The sequence below is a fragment of the Nitrospinota bacterium genome (assembly GCA_016208975.1).
In the GTDB taxonomy this organism is placed as follows: domain Bacteria; phylum Nitrospinota_A; class UBA7883; order UBA7883; family JACRLM01; genus JACQXA01.
In genome coordinates this window covers 1,203,666-1,228,447 of sequence record JACQXA010000004.1, presented here as the reverse complement: position 1 = coordinate 1,228,447, position 24,782 = coordinate 1,203,666, and the positions used below count along the sequence as shown (strand labels likewise).

The following is a 24,782-nucleotide window of genomic DNA, read 5'->3' as shown; positions in this document are numbered from 1 at the left end:
TATCTATTTGAAAGCCAATGCGCCGGCTGGGGAAATAAGTAATGGCACCGATGCAGCTTCTATTAACCGTCTCTTGGAAAGCGCCAGAAAGCCCTCCTCCATATCTATCCCTACGTAGCTTCTTTTTAAAAGCATTGCACTCACGCCAGTTGTAGAGCTACCGCAAAAAGGATCCAAAACTAAATCGCCTTCATTGGATGATGCAAGAATGATTCGGGTTAGTAGCTCCAAAGGTTTTTGAGTCGGGTGCTTGCCGAATTTTTTTTCGCGCGAGTTAGGAGCGGAAATTCCCCATACATTGTCAGCACCCTCCGCTTCCTCCTGCGCGTCAAACCTCCACAGGCTTTTCATCTGCTTCCCGCTATTTAAATGCTTCATCGTCTGGTAATTAAAACAGTGCTTGCTCTGACTGTTCTTTGCGGCCCATAAAATGGTTTCAGTAGAGTGAGTAAAATAGCGGCAGGAAAGGTTTGGTGGGGGATTCCTTTTATACCAAACAATGTCGTTCAATATTTTATAGCCTAACTCCTGCATCGCATATCCAATAGAATAAATAACATGCGTAGTGCCAGAAACCCAAATCGTTCCATTTGGTTTTAAAACTCGCTGGCAAGCGCGTAGCCACTTGAGGTTAAATTCGTGGTTTTCTTGATGACCGCTAGATTTGTCCCACTTCCCCTTATTAACTGAAACCATTCGGCCAGCCTGACAGGTAATTCCACCATTTGAGAGAAAATATGGAGGATCGGCAAAAATCATATCCACCGATTTTTCACGAGCCTGATTTAATATCTCTATACAGTTTCCTTGGAGTAGCTTAACGGCATGCTCCTTATCGTCGTAATAAACGGAATATGGCCTTTTATTTACGCCATAAGAAACCTGATCTTCTCCAACATAAAAAGCAATTGGATCAGCTTGTTCATATTTCTTAACTTTTTTTGGCATTGTCGATAACTATCCTTTGATCAAAGTATGGCATAACCCCCATGTCAGTCAACAACATCGGGATTGGTCAGACCTTCCAATCTCGCGAGATGTTCTTTCACTTCGCAATAGCCAGCTTCCCTATTTACCACCAATCACTGTGCCTTTAACTCCAATAGGAGTCATGGTGACTACTGCAAAGAATCAATCCCACTTAAAATTGAAGGCTATGTTTGACCAATAAAAATCTGAACACCGCTCTTTTAAGAGCGAATACCAATTTCGCTTAATTTGCGTCATCTATAAACTGGAGTCAAGTCTGGAATTTGCGCTAAACTCATGACATGAAAATCGTAAATTCCGTTCCCTTGCCCGGTTCCGAGTCCACGTCTATCTTCCAGTTATGATCCTCCACGATCTGTTTGACGATTGCCATGCCCAGCCCGGTGCCCTCTTTTTTACCGTGGGTGAACAGTGGCTCCCAAATCTTCGCCAGGTTTTGCCGGTCTATCCCCACGCCGGTATCGGCCACTTTTAAAACCACGCCGCCGCTGGACCTGGCGGCGGATATGACAAGCGTTCCGCCGTTGGGCATGGCCTCCACGGCGTTCCGGCAAAGGTTCAGCAGTACCCGGCGGAACCTGCGCTGATCCATGGAAATCTCGATACCCGGCTCGGCGTCGAACAATATTTCCACGTTGGGCTCTGCGAAACTACGCACCTGCTCCACCACCCCTTCCAGGGCATAGCGCAGGTCTGTGCTGGTCCTGAACAGTTTGGCGTGGCCAGTTTTAACGAAATCGAATATGTCTTCAATGAGGCCGTATATGTTATCCCCCGCCTTGCGGACCAGCTCGGCCACCTTGGCGGCCCGGTCCGCTGGCATATCCGGCTTCCGCAGAAGGTCGGAGGCTATATGAAGCTGATGGATGTCATTCCGTATGTCGTGCAGGATGGAAGATGCCATGCTACCCACCACCGAAAGTTTCTCGGCGCGGTTAAGCTCTTCCCGCAGGCGTTCAGTCTCCAGCGACACCGCAATCTGGGAGGCCAGGGTTTCCAGCAGGCGCAAGTCCGTCTCGGAAAAGAAAGCGGGCTGTTCGCTTTCCACGTTGAAGATGCCTATGGTCTTCTCGTTGTATTTTAAGGGGACACACAGTTCCGAGCGGCAGTTTTCCACACCTTTTATGAACCTGTGGTCTTTTAACGTGTCCTCTACCAGGATGGATTTGCCTGTGCGGGCCGCCTCGCCGCTTATCCCCTCGTCCAGATGGATTATCAAGTCCTCCGCTTCCCGGGGGAACCCTATGGATATCCTGGAAACCAGCTCGTCCCCTTTCAGCAGGCGGATAATGGCATGGTCGTAACCCAACACGTCGTGGGATATGAGGATGGCCATTTCCAGAATCTGCTCTTCCGACCGGGAGGCGGCCAGGTATTGGCCCAGGAAATTGACTTTCTGAAGCTTGTCGTCCATTTTGTATATATGCTGGTAGCGTAATAGCCATGCTATCATAAGCGCGGTTTTTCTGTTGGATAGGATAGGTCGAAAATTCCGGATTATGACTACTTTCAAGCCCGAAACCCGGGGTCAAAGCGATACCCTTTCACATCAAAGCCTGGCGCCCCTTTTCTGGGTGGTAATGCATGACGATCCTGTGACAACCATGGATTTTGTGGTAGAAACACTAATTAAAATATATGGTTACGATTTCCAGAAGGCTAACGACGTGATGATGGCCATCCATAACAACGGGTTGGAGAAGGTGGCGCTTTTACCACTGGAGAGGGCCGAGTTTAAGGTGGAGATCACCCATCGCTCCGCCCGGTCGAAGGGGTTTCCGTTAACCTGCACATTGGAACCGGATTGATGGAAACCGGCCAAACAAATTGTCACTCCGGGCGAAGTCGAGGCGTTACAACCAGTTGTTGTCCTTCGGCAGGCTCAGGGCGACAATTCCCTGATAAGAACTGGCATTTTACGGCTGGATGCTTTAGAATCTCTCTTTTCGTGATGGGCCGTTAGCTCAGCTGGTAGAGCAGCTGACTCTTAATCAGCGGGTCGGTGGTTCGAGTCCACCACGGCTCACCAATCATTCCAAGGTCAAAACCGGGTTCTTGAACGCCCCGGTGGAGCCAAACCCACCTTCGCCCCGATGGGTGTCGTTTAGCTGTCCGGTTATCTCCACTTTCCAGTTGGTTACCGGGCAGGGTATCAGCTGGGCGATTTTCTGGTCCTGCAATATTGTCACATCCTCCCCAGAGGAGTTCGTGAGCAGGATAACAATCTCGCCACGGTAGCCATGGTCTATCACCCCGGCGGAGACGGTGATTCTTTTTAAGGCCATGGAAGAGCGGTCTTTTATTATCCCGCCCCACCCTTCCGGGAACTCCACGGCAATGCCGGTTTTTACTGGTTTCATCTGCCCGTGGGGTATTTCCACATGCTCCAGCGCAAACAGGTCATAACCCAAATCGCCCGGTTTTGCTTTCTCCGGCGGATGGGCGGCGGGGTGGAGTTTTTTAACTTTTAGAGTGTCCATAGGCTGGTGATGTTAACCCGTGGAAGGCCCAAGGTCAAACCCGCAATTTTCCCTTTGAACCCAGGCTTCTGGGGTGTAAATTGAAATCGTCAGCAACGCTATGTGGTGAATCGGCATGTGCGGGCAATCGTTCAGCGATAGAGAAGACCTGCTAGACACCCTTCAGAAGTTACAACCGCACGACCATCTGTGCCTTATCTATGAAACCCGGGAAGAGCAGTTCAACGCCGTAATCCCTTTCATTAAGGTGGGGCTGGAGCGAAACGAACGTTGCGTTTACATCGCCGATGAAAACACCGTGGAGTCCGTGCTGGACGCCATGAGGGGCGAAGGGATAAATGTGCGGGACGCGCTGGATTCCGGGGCGCTGGCGGTGATAACCAAGCAAGACGCCTATCTGAAGCAGGGGCATTTCGACCCGGACTGGATGATAAATTACCTGAAAAATATCACCAATGAAACGCTGGCGCAGGGTTATTCCGCGGTGCGGGCCACCGGGGAAATGACCTGGGCGTTAGGGTCGGAAGACGGGGTGGACAGGCTTATCGAATACGAAGCCAAGCTGAACTATTTTTTCCCGGACTATCCCCTGCTGGCCATCTGCCAATACAACAAGAACAGGTTCAGCCCCGAGATAATCCGCAACATAATATATACCCACCCATATGTGATCGTCGGCGGCACGGTGGCGCGAAACTATTATTTCATCCCGCCAGACGAGTTCCTCAAAGAGGAGACCCAGTCGCAGGAGGTAGAGCGGCTACTTCACAACATAGTCTCCCGGGAGCAGGCGGAGCTGAAACTCAAGCGCGCCAATGAAGAGCTGGAGACCGCATACCGCCTGCTGGAACAGGACATCGGCGACCGTGAACAGGCCTATGATACCTTGCAAAGGGAACGGGCGCTTTTCCTGGGCGGGCCTGTGGTGGTGTTCCGCTGGCGCGCCGCCGAAGGGTGGCCAGTGGAATACGTTTCGCCCAATGTTTTCCAGTTCGGCTATCCCGCCGATGATTTCATAAGCGGCGCGGTTCCATACACCAAAATCGTGAGCGAAAAAGACAGGGAGCGGGTGGCCAGGGAGGTTGAAGAGTTTTCAACAGCTGGCGTTTCATCTTTCGAGCAGGAATACCGGGTTGTCACCTATTCCGGCGATGAAAGATGGCTGTATGACTACACCATTATTGAGCGCGACGCCAAAGGCGCATTGACCCATTATATAGGCTACGTTTTCGACGTGACCGACAGGGTTAAGACCCAGGAGGAAAACCGGCGCGTCCAGCAAAAAATACTGGACTCGCAAAAAGAGATGGCCGATGTGCTTGAAACCATCGGTGAAGGGGTTGTTGTGGTCGATTCGGAAGGCAAAATAACCCGCGTCAACCGCCAGGCTAACGCCATTTGGGGGTACAGCGAGAAAGAGCTTCTGGACGCCAGCATTTCACTTATCGTCCAGCCGGACGCGCAAGACACCCAGGGAAGGATCTTCGAGGATTATTGGAAAGCAAGCGCCACGGGTACTCGGGGTGAGCCGATAATCATAGACGGTGTGCGAAGGGACGGGGCCCGGTTCCCGCTGGAATTGTGCGTTACCGAAACCAAGCCCGGCAAGCTATATACCATCGCCGCACGGGATATAACCAACAGGGTGTGGAACGAACGGCTGATAAAGGAAAAAATAAACGAGCTGGAGCAGATGAACAGGGAACTGGAGGAGTTCCAGTTCCTTGCCAGCCACGACATGCAAGAGCCCATCAGGGCCATCTTGAACTATACAGCCCTGCTAAAGACCGACCTGGCAGTGGATCCGCCGCCAAAGGCGACTGAGGATTTAAAGTTCATTGGCGAAGCGGCCCGCCGGGTGAAAACCCTGGTTGACGATGTTTTAAGCCTCTCCAACGCGGGCAGATCCACCTTGCAAATGAACAAGGTGGATCTAAACACCTTACTCAAGGGGGTTATCGCCGGCCAGTCGGACAGGATTAAAAAAGCGGGCGCGCAAGTGTTGGTGGAAGATCTACCTCCGGCATTGGGGGATCCGGAGGCGTTATGGCAAGTATTCGCCAACCTTCTGGAAAACGCCTTGAATTTCCGTGGGGCCAAAACGCCTGTCATTAAAGTGTCCTGCGTCCATCAGAACGGAATGCTGGAAATTACTTTCGAAGACAATGGAATAGGCATCGACAAAAGGTATTTAAACCAGATATTCACACCGTTTAAAAAGATCCCCGCTAAAACCGCCCATGAAGGGACTGGCACGGGCCTTACCATATGCCGCAAGCTTATTCACCGGCATGGAGGCGCTATCAGGGTGGAGTCGGAAGCGGGGGGTGGCTCCAAATTCATATTCACCTTAAAGCCCTGGATTGACCAAGAAAGAGGCTGACCATGAAAACTTACGCGGGCCCGGCGGTGATACTGCTGGCCGAGGATAATCTGGCGGATCAGGAGTTGACCCGAAGGGTTTTGGACGATTCCAAAATAGTGAATGAGCTTTTCATCGTAGAAGATGGCGTGGAAGCCCTGAACTACCTTCGGAACGAGGGGAAATATACCGACAAGGCCCGCCACCCCCTGCCAGACCTTATCCTGCTGGACATAAACATGCCCCGGATGGATGGTAAACAGACGCTTATGGAAATAAAGAAAGATCCCATCCTGCGGGCCATCCCGGTGATTATGCTCACCACCTCCAATCATGAAAGGGATGTTATAGATTCCTACAAACTGGGGGTGAACGCTTATATAACCAAGCCTGTGGATTTCGACCAGTTCATCAACAGCATCCAGCGGCTAAAGGAGTTTTGGCTGGTGGTGGTGACCCTGCCTCCGCATTAGGCCGCCACCATCTGGACTACATGCCGGTGTTCAGCACCTCTTTATAGGCTTCCACCACCTTGTTGCGCACCTGCAGGGTGAGCTTCATGGCAACCTCGGCCTTGCTCAAGGTAATCATGGTTTCGTGGATGTTCTTGCTCTTGCCGGTTACCAGATCCTCTATGGCGCGGTCGGCGTCGTTCTGCATCTGGTTCACTTCCTTGATGGATTCGGAAAGGGTGTCCGCGAAAGATTTCCCTTCGGGTTTGGCTGTGGGTTTTGGAAGTTTCAGCGCGGAGCCGATAGGCTCCATGTTGCCAAATATCTTAAGATCGGCCATGGCTTAATTCACCTTATCTGGACTGGTCTATGGTTTCGTTAATTATCTGGCCCCGCTTGGCGCGGGCGGTTAGCACCGTCTGGTACATTAGAGAGGTCTGGGCAAGGCCGGCCATTTCTTTATCCAGGTTAACGTTGTTTCCATCCAGCCGGCCAGGTTCGTTGGATACCTCTATCTCCGGCTGAAAGTTCTGGATGTTTTCCATTGGGCCGGAAAGATGCTTTTCGTTTGTTTTGAGCATGGGCGCCTTGGACTCCATGGCGTCTTTCAAAGCGCTTTCGAAGGGCTTGATGTCCACCGCTTTGTAGCCCGGGGTTTCCGCGTTGGCTATGTTGCTGGTGATAAGCAAAGAGCGCTGGGCGTAAATATCCAGCGCCTTCTGGGCCATCTTCGGCGTGGCGTTGGAGTGCAATATGTCGTTTATCAAGCCCATGTCGATTAAAACCCTATTTTCGTTCACCAATCAATTTAGCAAGTATGGCGCCACACATCGGGCTAACATATCCAGTTGTAAAGTAAGCATATACATTAATTGAGCGAGTGGATAAATTGACGGGGTAGGCCTATTTTTCCGGGCTGGCGTCATTTTTCCAACGGTTTTTGGGGCATGTTAAAATAATTTGGCTATGGCCGAAATATACGACTTGGAAGAAGACTCGCCCCGGGAAGAGGTGTCTCCCAATGGTTTTGAGAAAGCTTCAAAGCCATCTGTGCCGGGGGCGGACTATGGAGCGCTGGCGCCCGCCGACCCGCTCCAAATCTACATCCAGAAGATAAAACAATACCCGGCCCTCACCCGGGAAGAAGAGCTGGAGCTGGCCGAACGGTTCCGTGAAACGGGCGATAAGGACGCGGCGTTCCGGCTGGTTACTTCCAACCTCATGCTGGTGGTCAAAATATCGTACGAGTTCCGTTCGCAGTTCCAGAACATGATGGATCTGATTCAGGAGGGCAATTATGGGCTTCTGCGCGCCATAAGGAAGTTTGATCCGTTCCGGGGAGCCCGGCTTTCCACCTACGCCTCCTACTGGATTCGCGCCTACATTTTAAAATATCTGTTGGACAACTGGCGCCTTGTGAAAGTTGGCACCACCAACGTGCGGCGCAAACTGCTCTACAACCTGCGGGAGTTACAGGCCCAGCTGGAAGAAGGGGGTATTGAGGCCGGGCCCAAGCTATTGGCGGAACGGTTTGGCGCCACCGAGCAGGATGTTATAGACATCCAGCAGAGCCTGGGCGTTTCAGACGCGTCGCTGAACCAGCCGGTGGATGACGAGGGCAAGAGGGAGCTGGGAGAAACCGTAGCCAGCCAGTCGGCGGACGTTTCCGAGGAACTGGCCAACCGCCAGGTGATGGAAAAGTTCCACGCCGCCATTGATAAGTTCAAACAGACCCTGCGCCCGGTGGACAAAGACCTTTTGGAGCATCGCCTGCTTTCCGATAATCCCCTCACGTTACGGGAAATCGGCGAAAAACACGGCGTCACCCGCGAAGCCATACGGCAGGCCGAGGAACGGTTGATGAAACGGTTGAAAACCTACCTGGCCGGAGAGCTGAAAGATGTGGGGGAGGTGGAGGAGGCGCCTCAAAAACCCCGGGTTGGCCGAAATCAGAACCGATAACCCACCTGGCCGTACAGTGTGGTGGTGGTGAAGTTGTCGGCGAACCGGGTGGCGTAGATGGAGTTTATATCCAGATACTTCTCGGAAGAGTACTGCCACATGAGGTTGGCGTAGATGTTCTTTGTTATCCAATAGTCCAGCGTCACGTCGTACACCCACTGTTCCAGGTCGCCCATCTGCCCCTCCTGGGTGTTCTTCAGCCACGTGGCGGAGCCTTCCACGTTGAACGACTCGCCAACGGTAACACCCAGCATGCCGTAAACGGCCTTGACCTTGGAGGTGAAATAATCCAGATCCGAATAGCGCAAGTCCCACCGCGTGCCTAACACAAAATCGCTGTCGCGCAACCCGGCGTATAACTGTGTGGCGTTGGCGGAATCGGCCTCGCGGAAGCGTTGATCCACGCCGCCGTAGATATAAAAGCTCTTGCCCAGGCTCCCCTCGGCCCGCACACGGGCAACGGTGTATTTGTCTTCCAGCATTTCAATCCGCTGTTCCAAATGCGAGGCTTCCCGGTTAATGGCGCGGAACTCGTTATAGGTGGCGGACAATACCAGCCGCCGGACGGGCCGCCAGTTGAAATGGGCCAACAGGTTGGTTACTTCCCATCCCTGTTTGGCAGGGTGTTCTTCGTCGGCTTCTTCATCGATATTGTCCACATCGGCGGACATCTGGAAATGCAGGTTCTCTATGGACGGCATGATGTAGAAAACGCCGTTTATCCGCTCCCGGTCTTTCTTGCCTTTGTATGTGTCGTATGCGTACCCGGCGGACAGGCCCAGCTCGTCGGTGCGGGTGAACAGGTATCCGCCCACGGTGTTGTAATCGGCGTTGACGCTGTCTTTATACGGGTCGGGCCGCAAACCGCCGAAAACCCCCGCGCCGGTCTTGTTGTCCAGCCAATATTTCACATCCACCCCGTCCACCGATTCGGATACAAACTCCTCCACAAAAGACCGGCCCAGGGTAAGGTCCACATGGCCCATAAGTTTTTTCAACTTCACGTTGGCCATGCTCACCCTGCCGCCGGGGATGTCGTGGTTATAGTCCTGGTTGGAGAACCGGGTGTTGCCGTCCAGATTGAACGACAGGTTTTCCCACCCCATGAAATTGTCGGCGATGTAACGGTAGAATAGCGTGGTGGCGCTGAAATCACCGGCGGAGGCGGTGTCGTCTATATTGATATGGCCGATGGCGAAACGGCCATGGTCGTCCCGCTGGGCGCTGGCGGGCTCCGAAAGGGCCAGCCCCAAGACCGCTATTATCAGCGCCGTTCTTGCCAGATAACGAAAACTCATCGGCGCGGCAAGCTCCATGTGAACTGGGTATGGCACCCGGCACAGTTGGGATCCATGGACGGGTTGAATACCTTATGGAACGCCACCGCGGAGGAACTGATGAAATCTTTCACGTGACAGTTATAACAATCGCCGGGTATCACCCTGTACACCCTGCCCTGGTGGCAGTTGCCGCAGGGCTGGTATTTGTGGGCCCCTTCCAGCCGGAATCCAGTCAAATTATGTTTGAACTTCATGGGTTCCCAGTTGCGCATGGTGTGACAGTCGTTGCAAAGCCTTCCCATCTGGTTCAAATGCGGGTCGGTATGGCACTGCTGACAGTCCGGGCTCAACCCCGAGAAATCCCCTTTGCCCTTGGTGTGGCAATCGGCGCAAACCATCTGGGCATGGGTCTCGGTCAGCGGGAAACCGGTCCGCTCATGGGCGGCCACTTTGGGGCTCCATGTGGCGGTGGTGTGGCATTCCTCGCACAACGCGCCCAGCTTGCCTTTATGCTTGTCGTCTTTCTTGTGACAGGCCAGGCAATCCATGGCCACCGGCTTCCATGTCTTGTTCTTGTGGCACTCGTCGCACTTGGCGGTTTTGTGTTTTCCCGTCAGGGGGAAATGCGTGTCCAGCGTATGGTCGAACACGGCGGACATGTTCTTCCAGTCGGCGGCTACGTGGCACTCGTCGCACCGCCGGGGAACGAACAGCCTCTTGTGCGGGTCCGGATGGCACGCGCTGGTGTCGCACCGGTCGTACCCGATGGGTTTGTAGTGGACCTGCGGCCAGCTCTTATCGTCGTACCTTGGAACGGTGGACTCGTCTTTCTTATGGCATTTTTCGCACTTTACGTCTTTGTGCCTGCCCTCCAGCCGGAAGCCGCGATACGACGGGCTTTCGTGGCTGAAAGTGGCGGGCTTCCAGTTTTTCGCCGTATGGCACTGGTCGCACGAGACCCCTTCGAACTGCCTGCCGTGGATGGCGCCCCGTTCCGGTTTGTCGTGGCAGGCAGGGGTGTCGCACCTCCTGGTGTCTATCGGCTTGAACACCACCACGCCAGCCGTGTTCTTCACATGGCACTTCTCGCACTTGACATTGGCGTGGCCCGCTTCCAGTTTGTAGCCTTTGTAAGCGGGGTCTTCATGCTTGAACAGGCTCGGCTTCCAAGTGGTCTCGTTGTGGCACTCTTCGCACCTGCGGCCCTTGAACTGGTCGCCATGAACTTTCCCGCCCCGTTTGGGTATGTCGTGACATCCGGCATTGTCGCACCGGGAAGACTCTATGGGTTTGAACAACGCCACCGGCGTTCCACCCTTGTATTTGGATGTGGCGGAAGTGGCCCTGTGACATTCGGCGCATTCTTCCCTGGCGTGCTTGCCCCGGAGCTTGTAACCCTTATATGCGGGGTCTTCATGCTTGAACAGGCTCGGCTTCCATGTGGTCTCGTTGTGGCACTCTTCGCACCTGCGGCCCTTGAACTGCTCCCCATGAACCAGGCCGCGGGCCTCGGTGTCGTGACAATCGGTGGTACCGCAGGCGTCGAACTTGGCCACCTTGAACCCGGCCTTTGCGCCGCCGGGATGGCACTTCTCGCACTTAACGTCGCCATGTTTGCCTTTTAACCTGAACCTGGCCTTGTCGTGGTTGAACTTTATCCTCTTCCAGTCATCGGCGTAATGGCAGTTCTCGCACCGGTCGCCCAAGGCGTTCTTATGAACGTCTTCTTTCTTGTGACAGGTGACGCACCGCTCGAACCCGGCCACCTTGAAGAGCGCCTCGTCCTTTGCCCGTTTCGGGTGGCATTTGTCGCAGGTGATGCGCTGATGCTTCCCCTCCAGCGGATATTTGGCCTGCTTGTCATGGTCGAACTTTACGTCCAGCCCTTTCCAAGAGTGGAAATTCACATGGCAGTCGGCGCATTTTTCCCCAAGGGTTTTCTGATGGACATCCTTATGGCAGGATACGCATTCCCTTGATAGCCCCAGGTAGGTGACGGAGCCTTTGGCGGTCTTTTTGTTATGGCATTTTTCGCAGTCGGATATCCGGTGCTTCTCTTTTAAAGCATAACCGGTGGTGTCATGGTTGAAAGAGTCCCGCTTGCCCCCGTCCCACAGGATCATGTAATACGCCTTGCCCTTGTGGTCCGGGTGGCATTTCTGGCACTTCTTTTCTTTTACGCTGGCGCGGGCGTGATATCCCTTATTGGCGGATACGAGGGTGGCCAGCTCTTTATGGCAATCCAGGCATTTTGTGTCGTTAACACCGCCCTGGAGGTCGTGACAGTCTGTACATCTTTTTATGCTGTCCAGCTCGGCGTGGGATTTGGCCAGGTCGCCCGGGGAGAGAAGCCTGCCCACACCCAAAGATTGGGCGAAGGCCGAAGAAGACAAGGCGACGGCCAGAAGACATACCGCCAGCGTTAACCGCCGGACAAAAACTGGCAAGAAATTCAAACCTAAACCACCCCTAACAAACCGCGTGGCTAACTTGAAATATTGGAAAGTATTAGACGGGAAATAGCCCTAAAAGGCAAGTCAATTTTAGGTGGTGTCCCAGTTTGAATCTCAAATAATAGACATATCCTTCGCTTCGCTTGCGCTTCGTTCAGGATGACAATGTTATCAACGGCTTTTATATTGTCATTCTGAGCGTAAGTGAAGAATCTCCCCTGTACTTTTAAACTGGGACACAACCCAATTTTAGGAAACGCGCCGCCAATCAAAAAAAATCGCCGGTTCCCGGCTTTGGGGTCCAGGAACCGGCATATTTAACCTCCCTCTCGGGAGGGCATAACTTGAACATCGCCGGCGAAATGTGGTGGTTCTTGCTTGGCTGTCTTGCGACAGCCAGGGGTTGGTGGTCAGTACAGTAGTGGTGGTCTCGGCCCAGCGCGTCCAAGTAGGTGCCACTTACAGGCAGTGCGTTCCGCTATGTCAAACACCGGAAAACCAATCCGCCATAAAGGCGGAAGCGCATCATTTGATGCCTATATTCAACTGTTTCTCTTCGTATCGCTTGAGCAACTGCTCAATGGCCTCCCTGAAAAGGACAGCCTTCGTGACCTTAAGCTCCCTGGCCACCTCGTTCAGTTGATCAATCTGGCGTTGATACAAATGGGTGGTTACAGGGACTTTTTTCTCCTGCTCAATGCTTTTTGCCATTCCCCCCGCTTATCGAAATATCACTAAATAAAAGAATTGCATTCAATTAACAAATATTTTGACAGAAATAAATATCAAGTCAAGACTTTTTTTGGTGGTGTCTCAGTTTGAATCTCAAATAATAGACAGATCCTTCACTTAGCTTGCGCTTCGCTCAGGATGACAATGTTATCAACGGCTTTTATATTGTCATTCTGAGCGTAAGTGAAGAATCTCCCCTGTACTTTCAAACTGGGACACTACCCTTTTTTTGACTTCTTGGGGCGCCGTAATGAACCTTTGGCCATCTAATAATTAAACAAACCCTTTGGCTGAATCTGAAATGAAACCGGCATGGAAGCTCCCGCCGGGGAACTTTAGCCGAGTGCCGATGTGTTATAATTTTTTATCTAAAGGATGTTTTTTAGTTGGAATGAGCAACTATTCCGTTAGGAGTTACACACTTTGAGCCAGTTCAAAATATACGCCAGGTGGTTTTCTTTGGGCTTGATTTTAATATTGATCGGGGCGGTGGCCGGAGCCCAGCTCTCCAAATCCGGCTCCTCATCCGATTCCATCTCCAGCGCCCTGGCGCCCAAAGTGGTGGCGCAGGGCAAAGATATGCCTACCACCGTTTTCACCGATATCGCCAAAAACAGGACCCCGGCGGTTGTAAACATCTCTACAAAACAGAAAGTGAAATCCCGCATGGCTCCTGAAATGGAAGATGAGCGCATGCAGGAATTTTACGACAGGTTTTTCCCCTGGTATAAAGACATGCCCAAAGAGCAGGTGCGCCAGAGCCTGGGTTCCGGTTTCGTGGTGGAGGAGGATGGCTACATACTGACCAACAGCCATGTGGTGGACCAGGCGGACGAGATTATCGTCACTTTCGGCGACGGGCACAACGGATCGGACACGGAATATTCCGCCAAAGTCATCGGGTCGGACCCTAAAACCGACATCGCGGTGATAAAGGTGGACGCGGGTAAAAAGCTCCCCACTATCCCTTTGGGTGACTCCAACACTCTTCAGGTGGGTGAATGGGTGATGGCCATAGGCAACCCCTTCGGGTTCTCCCAGTCGGTCACTGTGGGCATTGTATCCGCCAAGGGCCGGGCAATTGGCGCCGGGCCTTATGACGATTTTATCCAGACCGACGCTTCCATCAACCCCGGCAACTCCGGCGGCCCGCTGTTAAACATGGCTGGCGAGGTGGTGGGTATCAACTCCGCCATTTTCACCGGCGGGTTCTCCCAAGGCAACATAGGTATAGGTTTCGCCATACCTATAGACTCTGTGAAAGCCATCTATGGCGAACTGAAGGTGGGCAAAGTATCCCGAGGCTGGCTTGGGGTGATGATACAGAAGATCACGCCGGATTTCATGAAGGCGCTAAAGTTGAAATCCGCCCAGGGCGCTTTGGTGGGGGATGTATTTGAAAAATCCCCGGCGGAGTCGGCGGGCCTGAAGCGGGGCGACGTGATTGTGGAGTTCAACGGCCAGCCTGTGCCAAGTTCCGACGCTTTGCCGAAACTGGTAGGGGCTTTGAAGCCTGGCGTAAAGGCTAAAGTGAAAATTATCCGGGACGGGTCTGAAAAAACCATTACCCTGGCCTTGGGCGAAATGCCGGAAGAGACCGAGCAGGAGAAACCGGTAGCTCCAGCCAAGGACGATCTTGGCATTACGGTGGAAAAACTGACCCCCGAACTGGCCAAACGGTTCAACGCCGAAAGTTCCAGAGGGGTTTTAGTCCGTAACGTGGCGCCCCAAGGGCCTGCGGCGGAAGCGGGTGTCCGCCCCGGAGATATTATCACCGAGGTGAACCGGCAACCGGTGGACGATCTTTCGTCTTACAAAAACGCCTTGGCCAAATCCGGCCCGGCGGAGCCAGTGTTGATGCTGGTTAAACGCGGGAAAAGCACCATTTTCATCGTGGTGAAACCTTTGGAAAATTGATGTCTGGTTTTGGGGCCATATTCTTGAATAAACGCGCCGGGGGATTTTTTAACAGGAATCTCCCGGTTTTTATCTTTGCCACCCTTGCTTTAATAGCGCTCCCCTCTCCAGCTAAGGCCGCAAACCGCAGGACCCCTGTGGTGGAGGCGGTGGAAAAGGTCGGCCTGTCGGTGGTGAACATCAGCACATCACGGAGCGCGGTCGCCAATCCTTTCCGGGGCAGAAGCCCGTTGAGCGATTTTTTTGGCCGGGCTACTCCTCAGCCTGCGGAAAGGGAATCGCTGGGTTCCGGCGTTATCATCCGTCCGGAGGGGTACATCCTTACCAACAACCATGTGATAGACGGAGCCACGGAGATTCGCGTATCCCTGGCGGACGACCGGGCTTTCCCCGCCGAAGTGGTGGGGACGGACCCAAGTTTGGACCTGGCGGTGATAAAAGTGAACGCCAAATCCCCTCTGCCAGCGGCGCCTATCGGCAAATCCAGCGACCTTATGATTGGCGAAACCATAATCGCCATTGGCAACCCCTTTGGTTTGACCCACACAGTTACCACCGGGGTGCTTTCCGCCACGGGCAGGAGCATACAGGGGGAAAACGACCGTTTGTACCACGATTTTCTCCAGATTGACGCTTCCATCAATCCCGGTAATTCCGGCGGCGCGCTTGTGAACATCAACGGCGAGCTTATAGGGATAACCACCGCGGTGTTCAGGCCCGCGGAGGGCATTGGTTTCGCTGTCCCCATAGACAAGGCCAAGGCCATAATCAACGACCTTATCAACTACGGCAAAGTTACCCGGCCCTTCTTCGGATTCTATGTCCGGGATATTTCCAGCGACCTTCGCGCCCGGTTGGGCTGGCGGGAAAAAGGGGGCGCGCTGGTGACCAAAGTATTCGCTGGCGGCCCCGCCGCCACAGCCGGGCTTGCGCCTGGGGACATCATTTCCACCATGAACGGTAAGAAGATCACCGATAAGGACGATCTTTACTCCAGGTTATCGTCGTGGACTGAAGGAGGCAAATTATCTTTTACGGTGTTCCGGTCCCCTAAATTGCTGGAGATTTCCATCAGGGGGACAAAGATGACCGGGCCGCTGGCCGAGAAAATAGGTTATGAATGGCTGGGCATCCAGTTGACCCCGGTGGACGCCAGAACCGCCACCCGGCTTAAGCTTCCCACCGCCAAGGGGCTTCTTATCACAAAACTTGATAACGCCAGATTGCTGGCCCGCACCGGGGTGAAGGCGGGGGATGTACTCCGGCGCATAAATTTGACCCAGACTAATACCATGGCCGATTACCGTTCCGCCATTATAGACAGCCAGGCCATGGGCGGCGCAGTTGTATATATCCAGCGGGACCAGTTCGTTTACCAGATCACCGTTGGGGATTGACCCTCCCCTTCCCCCCCGTCAATTAAAAATCCTCTTTAGCTAAAACCGTTCCCTGCCGATAAAAAATTATTGGTGAGGAACAGTTATGAATATTTCATCCATAGGCCCAAGCTTTTTTAATCCGGCGGAACGTTTCCGGCAACCCCAAGTGGAACCATCAATACAGCCATCTGCGGGCGATTTTTCGAAGGCGCTTGACGCGTCTAATCAACCGGTTCCGTCCGATGACGCAAATAAAAGCGAAAAGCTTGGCTCCGCCGTTTTCGGCAATATAAGCCTGGATCTTTCTTATTCCCAGGCCGAATCGCTATCCCGGCAAGTAACAATGCAGGATTCTTCCGGCTCCGTTACCACCCGGGAGGATTATTTTAGAAGCTTTTCTTCCAGCCTCAGCCTGGATTTTTCTTTTATGGCCAGATATAACGGCGCGGCGGATAAACTTTCCCAGTTGGATTCCAGCGTTTTTTCGGACTGGAACGCCGCCGCTGGCGACCTGATGTCTTTCAATCCAAAGGATTATGAAGAGTTCGTAACCGCTACCGACCAGCTTTTCAACGAGATAGAAAAGGTGATGGGCATGGGTCCCACAGGGCTGGACCATGTGGCGCAGTTTTTCTCCCAAGAAGTCAAAGGGTTCATAGACGGCGTTCAGGGCAAGCTGGATTATTTTAAACAGAACCCGTTAGGCGAAGGGGCAAACAAGGGGCTGGACATACCCGGCCTGTTCAACGCCGCCAATGACGCAATCCCCGGCGATCTGCAGAAGTTCATCGAGGATACAATGCCCAAATTGCCAGACAATGGGCAGGACTCGCCGGAAAACGAATCTTTAAGACGCCTCCGGGACATTTTCGCGCAATTGCTGGAAAAACTGAAAAATCCCGAACAGGCTTTGTTTGGCAAAGGGGATGAGGAGAATAAAACCGAAGACGCCAGCGAACCCGCTGAGGAAACCGCTGTCGCACCACCACCGCCTCCGCCCCCTCCTCCATCGGGCGACACCGGCGGTGACATGCTGATGAAAGAGCTCTTGATTCGTTACTCGTATATGCGGCAGGAAAGTTTTTCGATTACGTCGCTGTACAACGCCCCACAGGATGAAGCCGCGAAAAATCCGGAACAGAAGGCGCTGGACACCAGCGTTTGATTCAGTCCTGATGTTACGGGTTTATGTTTCCTAGCGAATTGCTCCGCCAGGCGTTCTTCAACTACGGTTAAACTTCACCTCGCGGTGCTTCTTTTAAAGAAGAACCATCCGATTAGTTTCCCCTCCTTAACCAAGGAGGGGTGGCGAAGGCAAAGCCTGAGCCGGGGTGGTTTTTCCTATAACAAGCGCCGCTAACCAGATTCACCCCCTCGGCTCTCGCAGAGCCACTCCCCCTTGAACAATGGGGAGAAAGCTCCCCCGAGGTGTTCATCACCTCCGGCTCCACCATCGAAAAAATTACCGGCGGAGCGCAAATGCCCCGCCGTCAGCCCGACACCGGCTACTTTTGCTTTAGCGGCGGAACACAGCCGCAGGCGCAACAGCTCTTTGCCGGAGCTTTGGCCTCCAGCCTGACTTCAACGGGCGCCTGTTTAGAATCCTTCTTCTCCACTACCCTCACCCCCCTTCTAAAAAAGTATATGCGTAAAAACTAATACATATGGCGAAAAAGAATGTCAGCTTTCCGGTTTATTCCTGTCTTTAGCGGCTCCGGACTGGTCCCGGCAACCGCAGAGGCACACCCTGTTCAGCCTTTGGCGGCACTTTTCCAGCGCGTCCCGGTTAAGGGAATAAAATACCCAAAAGCCCTTTCTCTCGTCCTTAACCAAGCCCGCGCCTTTAAGCACACGCAAATGTTGTGACACGGCGGACTGCGTAACTCCCAGTGTTTTGGCGAGCGCATTAACGCTTTTGGCTTCTTTTTTCAGGGCCTCGATAATCTCGATCCGCGCGTCCACAGACAAGACCTTAAACAACTCCGCGTCTTTCTTCACGGCCCACCATAAAGTATATTAGCAAATACTAATGTACTTATCCTGTTCGCCGCCGTCAAGTTTTTCATGCCAGGGATGGCTCATAACAATTGCGAAACGTGGCTGGATGTTTGGTGCGCCCGGCAGGACTCGAACCTGCAATCCACGGTTCCGAAGACCGTTGCTCTATCCGTTGAGCCACGGGCGCGTACAGGATGGATTATAAACCTGCCCGGCGGCGCGCGTTATAAAAACAAAAAAGCGGGGCGTTTTTACGCGCCCCGCTGTAATCTTGAAATGACGCTAGGCCGACACGGCGGACTTGGCCTCGTCCCCTTCTTTGGCCTTGCGGCGGGTGAGGGGCAAAACGTTGTCTTCCGCGCCGGATTTCATCATGTGCACACTGCCTTCCAGCGTGGCGCCATCTTCTATATGCAACGCGGTGGCGGATACATTGCCGATAACCACGCCTTTGCTGGTGATGTGCAATTTCCGGGAGGCGTTAATGTTGCCTTCAACCTTGCCCTGAACCATCATGGCGCCCACGCTGATTTCCGCTTTGATATGGGCGGTCTCGCCGATGATAAGGTAGTCGTTGGTTTTTATCTCGCCTTCGAACTTGCCGTCTATCCGCACGGTGCCTTCAAACGTGAGATAACCGGTGAACTCGGTCTCGTCACCAAGGAAGGCTTTAATCTCGTGTTTTTCTATGCTCTCGCGCGCCATTGCCCCACCCCGTATTTTTTGTTCGAGAAATCCAGCCATGCCACCAGCCAAAGGGAATAGCAAAAGGATAAATCAATCCGATGGGCTTAAACAACATTTTTGTTTGGCCCGCCGCGGATTTTTACAGGTCTAATCCGCGCCGATAAGATCAATTATCCGGTTCAACTCGTCCACGTTGTGGTACTGGATGTGTATCACGCCGCCCCGGGCCTTGGCTTTTATCTCCACCTTGGAGCCCAACCGCCGCTCCAGGCTTAACGCCACTCTTTTCAAATGGACATCATCGGGGCCTTTATGTTTTCTGGGCGATTTGCCGGAGCGGGCCTGGGCATGGCTTTCCACCTGCCGCACGTTCATTCCGGCGTTCACAATTTCGTCCCGCAACTTCAACTGGGCGCGCTCATCATCCAGCGCCAGCAAGGCGCGGGCATGGCCCATGGTCAGCCGGGCGTCGGCGATGTCCGCCTTTATTTTTTCGGGCAGTTTTAAGAGACGCATAAGGTTGGCCACGGTGGAGCGGTTCTTCCCCACCTTTTTGGCCAAAGCTTCCTGGGTGAAGGCGAACTCGTTAAGCAAACGCTCGTAGGCCAGCGCCTCTTCGATGGGATTCAAATTCTCCCGCTGGATGTTCTCTATAATGGCCATCTCCAGCGCGTCCGAGTCCCGCACCACTTTCACGATGGCCGGTATCTCTTTGTGGCCAAGCATTTTAACCGCACGCCACCGCCGTTCCCCGGCGATAAGCTCGAACCCGGAGCGTTTCTCCGCCACGATGATGGGCTGGATAACCCCTTTTTCGCGGATGGATTCCGCCAGCTCCTGAATAAGGTCTTCTTTAAACACCATCCGGGGCTGGTACCGCCCGGCGGAAATCTGCTCCACGGGGATGTTCTTTATAACATCCCCTTTGTGTTCTTCCACGGGTCTTGAGGGGATAAGCGCGGATAACCCGCGCCCTAGCGCTGGCCTACTCATATTATTATAACGCCTGTAATATCAATATATTATGCATCTATTTGTTGGTTCGCCGCCATGGCTTCCGGCTCTATGGAACCTGTTTGCGCTTCTACCAAGGCCGGTGATTCCACCTCTTCGGCCCGGGGCGGCCCCATCTGCTCTTGAACCGCTTGGGCCTTCCGGAACGCGCCTTTGTTTCTTTTTATGATCTCGTAAGCTAGATCCACATAAGCGTCTGCGCCTTTGGATTTCACGTCATAAAGGATGATGGGCTTGCCGTGCGAGGGGGCCTCGGAAAGCCTGATGTTCCGGGGAATAACCGTTTCAAACACCGCGTCACCGAAATGGTTCTTCACCTCTTCCATCACCTGGTTGGACAAAGTGGTGCGGCCATCCACCATGGTGAACAACAACCCCTCTATGGAAAGCGCGGGGTTGAACGCCCCTTTCACCCTGTCTATGGTTCGCACCAGCTGGCTCAAACCTTCCAGGGCGTAATATTCGGTTTGTATGGGGGCCAGCACGGAGTCTGCGGCGGTGAGGGCGTTCAGGGTGAGAAGCCCTAGAGACGGGGGGCAGTCTATAATCACGAAATCGTACTTGTCTGTCACTTTATCAATTATTTGCGCCAGCCTTTTTTCCCGGTTCTCGAAGGATACCAGCTCGATTTCGGCGCCATAAAGGTCTGTAGTGGAAGGGATTGCCTTTAGCCGGTCCACGGCGGTGTCGAACACCATGGCATCGGTAATCTCCCCTTCCATCAGGGCGGAATAGATATTGTTTTCCCCGTCATCGGCTTTGGAGAGGCCCAAACCGGTGGTGGCGTTGCCCTGCGGGTCTATATCTATGAGCAAAACGTTTTGATCCGCCACGGCCAGACAGGCCCCGACGTTTACGGCGGTGGTGGTTTTCCCCACCCCACCCTTCTGGTTCACAATGGCGATTATTTTTTTCATAGGTAAGTAAGTTGGAGTATATCAATAAAAAATCAGGTTCAAAACAAAATTTTACCCAGGCACTTAATTGTGTTTCACGTGAAACAATCAATCCCCGGTTTTTCATCGGGTTGATGGACGGGATTTAATGTTTGGCCGAGGGGCTGTTTTGTTTCACGTGAAACATTAAGGGCATCGAAATAACGCGAAGGCTTTAATTGTATAAAGGCAGGCGCGCTCTTACTATTACGAGATCGCCGAACCAATCCGGCGTTTTGAGAATTTCGGCGGAGGCGTTAGGGTATGTTTCCTTGAACTCCTTTATCTCATCCTTCGCGTCGGAGCCTTTAAAGAAGTCGCCGGATCCTCCGGTTGTCATGTTTTGCCTCCACAAACCCATCACTTCGGCCAGATCCCCAGCCGCCCTGGAAACCAGCCTTTGGACGGGCGGGAGCGCGGCTTCCGGCGCCATCCTTATATTGGCCACCTCCACCCTCTCCCTCCCAAGCCCCAGTTTTCTCGCTACTTCCCTTAAAAATGCGGCTTTTTTGCCCTTCGATTCCACTAGCAGATATTTGTTCCGGTTGTCACACAAGGCCATTACAAACCCCGGAACCCCCGGGCCCGATCCGAAATCCGCCACAATGCCGATATTCTCCCGCGAATACTCCATCCCCAACCACGCGGAGGGAGCTATAAGCTTTTCCATTATCTCCACGTCCGGCACCGCCGTAAGCGAGAGTTTCTTGTTCCAGCGGATAAGCTCCTCCGTGAAGGCCTCCAGAGATTCTTTCGTATCTTCCGGGAGCGCGCCTAAAAACTCAAAGGCGCCTTTGTTCTTGGGTAAGTTTTTCAAGGTAGATGTGCAAAATTGTTAATGCCGCCGGTGTGACGCCGGATATGCGCGACGCCTGGCCAAGGTTAGCGGGCCGGATTTTCACCAGCTTCTCCCGCACCTCGGAGGACAATCCCGGCGCTTGCGAAAAATCAAAATCCGGAGGGAACATTTTATTTTCAGACTCCAGGGTTTTCTCCAGCAGACGCTCCTGCCGTTTGATATATCCCTCGTACTTCACGGTGATCTCTATCTGCTCGGCCTCTTCTTCCGTTAAATCATCGGGCCGGGCGTACTTTGGCAAATCATTAAACGCGACCTCCGGCCGTCGTAGCAAATCTTTCAGCGTTATGCCGTCCTCCGGGATTTTACCGCCGAACATGCTCTCGCCGTCCAGTACACTATCGCGCTTTATCCTTTTGTTTTCAATTTCTTGCAACTCTTTTTGAATGCGTTCCCGTTTTTTTGAAAACGCTTCGTAATCGGCTTTGGCCAGCAACCCCACCCTATGCCCTGTGTCGCATAGACGCAGATCAGCGTTGTCCTGCCTCAGCAACAGCCGGAATTCCGCCCGGGAGGTGAACATGCGGTATGGCTCGGAGGTTCCTTTCGTTACCAGGTCGTCTATCATCACGCCAATGTAAGATTCCTGCCGGTGGAACGTTACCTGTGCCCCTCCCTTTGTATATAACGCTGAATTTATCCCGGCAACTATCCCCTGGGCGGCGGCTTCTTCGTATCCAGAAGTGCCGTTTATCTGCCCGGCGAAAAACAGCCCGTTAACAAGCTTTGTCTCTAATGTGGGGTGCAGTTGGGTTGGAGGGCAGTAATCGTACTCTATGGCGTATCCTGGGCGCATGATCTCCACTTTTTCCAGCCCCGGTATGGTGCGAAGGAATTTCAGCTGTACGTCCACCGGCAGAGAAGTGCTAAGCCCATTAGGGTAAATCTCTTTTGTCTCCAACCCCTCCGGCTCCAGAAAAATCTGGTGGCGGTTCTTTTCGGGGAACCTTTTAACCTTATCCTCGATGGATGGGCAATATCGCGGCCCAACGCCTTCAATCACGCCGGTGTAGAGCGGCGACCGGTCCAGGTTTCCCGCGATCGTCTCATGGGTTGCATCGTTGGTATATGTTATGAAACACGATATCTGCGGTTGCCTGATTCCATCGGAGAAAAAGGAAAAGGGTCGCGGATGTTCATCGCCGGGCTGTTCCTGGGTCCGCGAGAAATCTATGGTGGCCCGGTCCAGCCTGGGACATGTGCCGGTTTTCATCCGCCCCATTTCGAAGCCCAGCTCTTTTAATGAGTCCGAAAGCCCCACAGATGCGAAATCCCCCGCACGGCCCGCCGGAAACGATTTTAAACCTATGTGGATGAGCCCATTCATGAACGTGCCCGGTGTGAGAGCCACGGCCCGGCACTCGAACCGCTCCCCCAGCGCCGTTTCCACTCCAGTTATTTTATTACCTTCGGTAACTATTTTCGTTACCATGCCCTGCCGGATCAGAAGGTTGGGCTGGCCTTCCAGCGTCTTTATCATCCGCGCCCTGTAAAGCCTTCTGTCCGCCTGGGCCCGGAAAGACCGGACCGCTGGCCCTTTGGAGCTGTTCAACACCCGGAACTGGATGCCGGTTGCGTCTATGCACCGGGCCATTTCGCCCCCTAGCGCGTCTATCTCCCTAACCAGATGCCCCTTGGCCAGCCCGCCTATGGCCGGGTTACAGCTCATGGCCCCAATCTGGTCTATATTCATGGTGATCATCACCGTGGGAACGCCCATCCGGGCGCAGGCCAGCGCCGCTTCTATGCCGGCGTGGCCGCCGCCTATCACCACCACCTCGGTTTTAAACGTCATTTACCTATGCAAAACTCGCTGAATATTTTTTCCAGCACCTCGTCGGTCACCGATTTGCCGGTCAACTCCTCCAGACTCTCCCTGGCGTCGCTCAAATCCGCCGCCACGAACTCCCGGCTCATGTTTCCCCTTACGGCCTCCATGGCCCTTTCCACCGACTGCCCCATTCGTCTCAATTGCTCAATATGCCTCTGTCGGGTAAGAACCGGGCCGTCGCTTAATATGTCCCCTTTTTTTTCGACCTCCTCCACCACGGCGCTCCGCAGATCTTCCATCCCCTCGCCGGTCTTTGCGGATATTTTCAGGATTTTCGCTGTCGGATAATTATTCGCTATTTTCGACTCGTCCCATGCGGCGGGCTGATCCTTTTTATTTATCACTAAAATCACCCTGTCCGGAGCCCCATCCTGCATGTTTTCAATAAGCCTTTCATCCTCTGGGGTCAACGCCGCGGAACCATCGAAAAGCATCAATACCACATCCGCCTCTTGCGCGGCCCGCATGGTCCGTTCCACCCCCATCCGCTCCGCCGGGTCTTCCACTTCCCTCACCCCGGCGGTGTCCACCATTTTCACGGCCACCCCTTCTATCTGAAGCGTCTCCTCCACGGTGTCCCGGGTGGTGCCGGGATATGGGGTCACTATCATCCGGTCCCGCTCGAGCAAGGCGTTCATCAGGCTGGACTTGCCCACGTTGGGCCTGCCCATAATGGTGACGGACACCCCATCCCGGTATATCCGGCCCAGGTCGTATGTGGCGGTCAACTTCTCGATGTCCCCCAACAATTCGGTCATCATGCCAAATATTTTTTCGTTGGAGACTATTTCCAGTTCTTCATCGGGGAAATCTATTGAAGCCTCTATCTGGGATAAAACTTCCACCAGTTCATTTTCAATTTTCGTAAGCCGCTCGGAAAGCCTGCCGTCCAGCTGTGAGAATGCGGTTTTCCAGCCCTTCTCCGACCGTGCCCGGATTATATCTATTATGGCCTCCGCCTGGATCAGGTCTATCCTTCCATTCAGAAAGGCCCTTTTTGAAAACTCCCCCGGGAGGGCCAAACGCGCCCCCAACTCCTGGGCCCTGTTTAATATCTTTTTCACCAGCAACGGGCCGCCGTGGCAGGTTATCTCCGTCATGTCTTCCCGTGTATAGCTTTTGGGGGATTTCATGATGGTAAGCAATATTTCGTCAATCCGGCTACCCGCCGCGTCCACCGCAAAACCGTAATAAGCTTTTCGTTGATCGAATTTCTCTTTGACGCCGCCGGATGGGGTTCTAAATATTTCGCGGGATATTTTAAGCGCCCCAATTCCGGAAAGGCGCACCATGCCAATGCCCCCCTCGCCTGTGGCTGTGGAGATGGCGGCTATGGTCTCTTCTTGCCGGATCTCTTCCTTTTTCATCATTTCAATTATAAGCCTGGCGCATTTTCAAATTATCCGCTACGGGTAAAAATAAAAAATCCGGCGGTGTTGACCCGCCGGACA

General features: G+C 53.4%; 22 protein-coding genes and 2 tRNA genes. 8 read left to right on the top strand and 16 right to left on the bottom strand.

Going from position 1 to position 24,782, the window contains the following annotated elements:
* Positions 1 to 3: 3 nt before the first annotated feature.
* Positions 4 to 948 (bottom strand): site-specific DNA-methyltransferase, encoded by a 945-nt coding sequence (locus HY751_09640; GenBank protein MBI4666656.1) that lies wholly within the window; start codon positions 946 to 948, stop codon positions 4 to 6.
* Between the two features lie 316 nt (positions 949 to 1,264).
* Positions 1,265 to 2,404, bottom strand: coding sequence for a GAF domain-containing protein (locus HY751_09635; protein MBI4666655.1), 1,140 nt, complete (start codon positions 2,402 to 2,404; stop codon positions 1,265 to 1,267).
* 85 nt (positions 2,405 to 2,489) lie between these two features.
* Between HY751_09635 and HY751_09630 the strand changes: the two genes are divergently transcribed.
* A complete protein-coding gene (locus HY751_09630) occupies positions 2,490 to 2,798 on the top strand; it encodes an ATP-dependent Clp protease adaptor ClpS (protein MBI4666654.1) in 309 nt (102 codons plus the stop codon).
* Positions 2,799 to 2,943: 145 nt separating this feature from the next.
* A tRNA-Lys gene (locus HY751_09625) sits at positions 2,944 to 3,019 on the top strand.
* A gap of 1 nt (position 3,020) precedes the next feature.
* Here HY751_09625 and dut read toward each other — a convergent pair.
* A complete protein-coding gene (dut, locus tag HY751_09620) occupies positions 3,021 to 3,470 on the bottom strand; it encodes a dUTP diphosphatase (protein MBI4666653.1) in 450 nt (149 codons plus the stop codon).
* 115 nt (positions 3,471 to 3,585) lie between these two features.
* Between dut and HY751_09615 the strand changes: the two genes are divergently transcribed.
* Both HY751_09615 and HY751_09610 read left to right on the top strand, forming a co-directional pair.
* Positions 3,586 to 5,853 carry an MEDS domain-containing protein gene (locus HY751_09615; protein ID MBI4666652.1) on the top strand — a complete coding sequence of 756 codons (2,268 nt, stop codon included), beginning with the start codon at positions 3,586 to 3,588 and terminating at the stop codon, positions 5,851 to 5,853.
* 2 nt (positions 5,854 to 5,855) lie between these two features.
* Entirely contained in the window at positions 5,856 to 6,305 is a 450-nt protein-coding gene (locus HY751_09610; protein ID MBI4666651.1) for a response regulator, read from the top strand.
* A 16-nt stretch (positions 6,306 to 6,321) separates the two neighbouring features.
* On the opposite strand, the gene fliE is transcribed toward HY751_09610, so the two are convergent.
* Entirely contained in the window at positions 6,322 to 6,624 is a 303-nt protein-coding gene (gene fliE, locus HY751_09605) for a flagellar hook-basal body complex protein FliE (GenBank protein MBI4666650.1), read from the bottom strand.
* Positions 6,625 to 6,637: 13 nt separating this feature from the next.
* Complete coding sequence (gene flgB, locus HY751_09600; GenBank protein ID MBI4666649.1) at positions 6,638 to 7,084, bottom strand: flagellar basal body rod protein FlgB; 447 nt, start codon at positions 7,082 to 7,084, stop codon at positions 6,638 to 6,640.
* 166 nt (positions 7,085 to 7,250) lie between these two features.
* Here flgB and HY751_09595 point away from each other — a divergent pair, with 166 nt between their 5' ends.
* Positions 7,251 to 8,246 carry a sigma-70 family RNA polymerase sigma factor gene (locus tag HY751_09595; protein ID MBI4666648.1) on the top strand — a complete coding sequence of 332 codons (996 nt, stop codon included), beginning with the start codon at positions 7,251 to 7,253 and terminating at the stop codon, positions 8,244 to 8,246.
* Here HY751_09595 and HY751_09590 read toward each other — a convergent pair.
* The 3 genes from HY751_09590 to HY751_09580 form a co-directional block, all read right to left on the bottom strand.
* The gene (locus HY751_09590; GenBank protein MBI4666647.1) at positions 8,234 to 9,544 is read right to left on the bottom strand and encodes a hypothetical protein; all 1,311 of its coding nucleotides are present in this window, start codon (positions 9,542 to 9,544) and stop codon (positions 8,234 to 8,236) included. The genes HY751_09595 and HY751_09590 overlap by 13 nt on opposite strands.
* Positions 9,541 to 11,982 carry a hypothetical protein gene (locus HY751_09585; GenBank protein ID MBI4666646.1) on the bottom strand — a complete coding sequence of 814 codons (2,442 nt, stop codon included), beginning with the start codon at positions 11,980 to 11,982 and terminating at the stop codon, positions 9,541 to 9,543. The genes HY751_09590 and HY751_09585 overlap by 4 nt, the downstream gene beginning before the upstream one ends.
* Before the next feature lie 522 nt (positions 11,983 to 12,504).
* On the bottom strand, positions 12,505 to 12,690 hold the full coding sequence (locus tag HY751_09580) for a ribbon-helix-helix domain-containing protein (protein ID MBI4666645.1): 186 nt from the start codon (positions 12,688 to 12,690) through the stop codon (positions 12,505 to 12,507).
* Between the two features lie 444 nt (positions 12,691 to 13,134).
* Here HY751_09580 and HY751_09575 point away from each other — a divergent pair, with 444 nt between their 5' ends.
* The 3 genes from HY751_09575 (at position 13,135) to HY751_09565 (ending at position 17,172) form a co-directional block, all read left to right on the top strand.
* Complete coding sequence (locus HY751_09575; protein ID MBI4666644.1) at positions 13,135 to 14,628, top strand: DegQ family serine endoprotease; 1,494 nt, start codon at positions 13,135 to 13,137, stop codon at positions 14,626 to 14,628.
* 149 nt (positions 14,629 to 14,777) lie between these two features.
* Positions 14,778 to 16,025: a trypsin-like peptidase domain-containing protein gene (locus HY751_09570; GenBank protein ID MBI4666643.1), complete on the top strand. Its 1,248-nt coding sequence runs from the start codon at positions 14,778 to 14,780 to the stop codon at positions 16,023 to 16,025.
* Positions 16,026 to 16,173: 148 nt separating this feature from the next.
* A complete protein-coding gene (locus HY751_09565; protein MBI4666642.1) occupies positions 16,174 to 17,172 on the top strand; it encodes a hypothetical protein in 999 nt (332 codons plus the stop codon).
* Positions 17,173 to 17,687: 515 nt separating this feature from the next.
* On the opposite strand, the gene HY751_09560 is transcribed toward HY751_09565, so the two are convergent.
* The 8 genes from HY751_09560 to mnmE all read right to left on the bottom strand — a co-directional run bounded on the left by HY751_09560 (position 17,688) and on the right by mnmE (position 24,701).
* Positions 17,688 to 17,987 carry a winged helix-turn-helix transcriptional regulator gene (locus HY751_09560; GenBank protein ID MBI4666641.1) on the bottom strand — a complete coding sequence of 100 codons (300 nt, stop codon included), beginning with the start codon at positions 17,985 to 17,987 and terminating at the stop codon, positions 17,688 to 17,690.
* A 129-nt stretch (positions 17,988 to 18,116) separates the two neighbouring features.
* Positions 18,117 to 18,192 (bottom strand) — tRNA-Arg (locus tag HY751_09555).
* A 95-nt stretch (positions 18,193 to 18,287) separates the two neighbouring features.
* The gene (locus HY751_09550; protein MBI4666640.1) at positions 18,288 to 18,710 is read right to left on the bottom strand and encodes a polymer-forming cytoskeletal protein; all 423 of its coding nucleotides are present in this window, start codon (positions 18,708 to 18,710) and stop codon (positions 18,288 to 18,290) included.
* Positions 18,711 to 18,839: 129 nt separating this feature from the next.
* Entirely contained in the window at positions 18,840 to 19,685 is an 846-nt protein-coding gene (locus tag HY751_09545) for a ParB/RepB/Spo0J family partition protein (protein ID MBI4666639.1), read from the bottom strand.
* A gap of 29 nt (positions 19,686 to 19,714) precedes the next feature.
* The gene (locus tag HY751_09540) at positions 19,715 to 20,623 is read right to left on the bottom strand and encodes a ParA family protein (GenBank protein MBI4666638.1); all 909 of its coding nucleotides are present in this window, start codon (positions 20,621 to 20,623) and stop codon (positions 19,715 to 19,717) included.
* 193 nt (positions 20,624 to 20,816) lie between these two features.
* Positions 20,817 to 21,458, bottom strand: coding sequence for a class I SAM-dependent methyltransferase (locus HY751_09535; GenBank protein MBI4666637.1), 642 nt, complete (start codon positions 21,456 to 21,458; stop codon positions 20,817 to 20,819).
* Complete coding sequence (gene mnmG / locus HY751_09530) at positions 21,424 to 23,295, bottom strand: tRNA uridine-5-carboxymethylaminomethyl(34) synthesis enzyme MnmG (GenBank protein ID MBI4666636.1); 1,872 nt, start codon at positions 23,293 to 23,295, stop codon at positions 21,424 to 21,426. Before mnmG ends, HY751_09535 begins: the two co-directional genes overlap by 35 nt.
* Positions 23,292 to 24,701: a tRNA uridine-5-carboxymethylaminomethyl(34) synthesis GTPase MnmE gene (gene mnmE, locus HY751_09525; protein MBI4666635.1), complete on the bottom strand. Its 1,410-nt coding sequence runs from the start codon at positions 24,699 to 24,701 to the stop codon at positions 23,292 to 23,294. The genes mnmG and mnmE overlap by 4 nt, the downstream gene beginning before the upstream one ends.
* Positions 24,702 to 24,782: the final 81 nt, after the last annotated feature.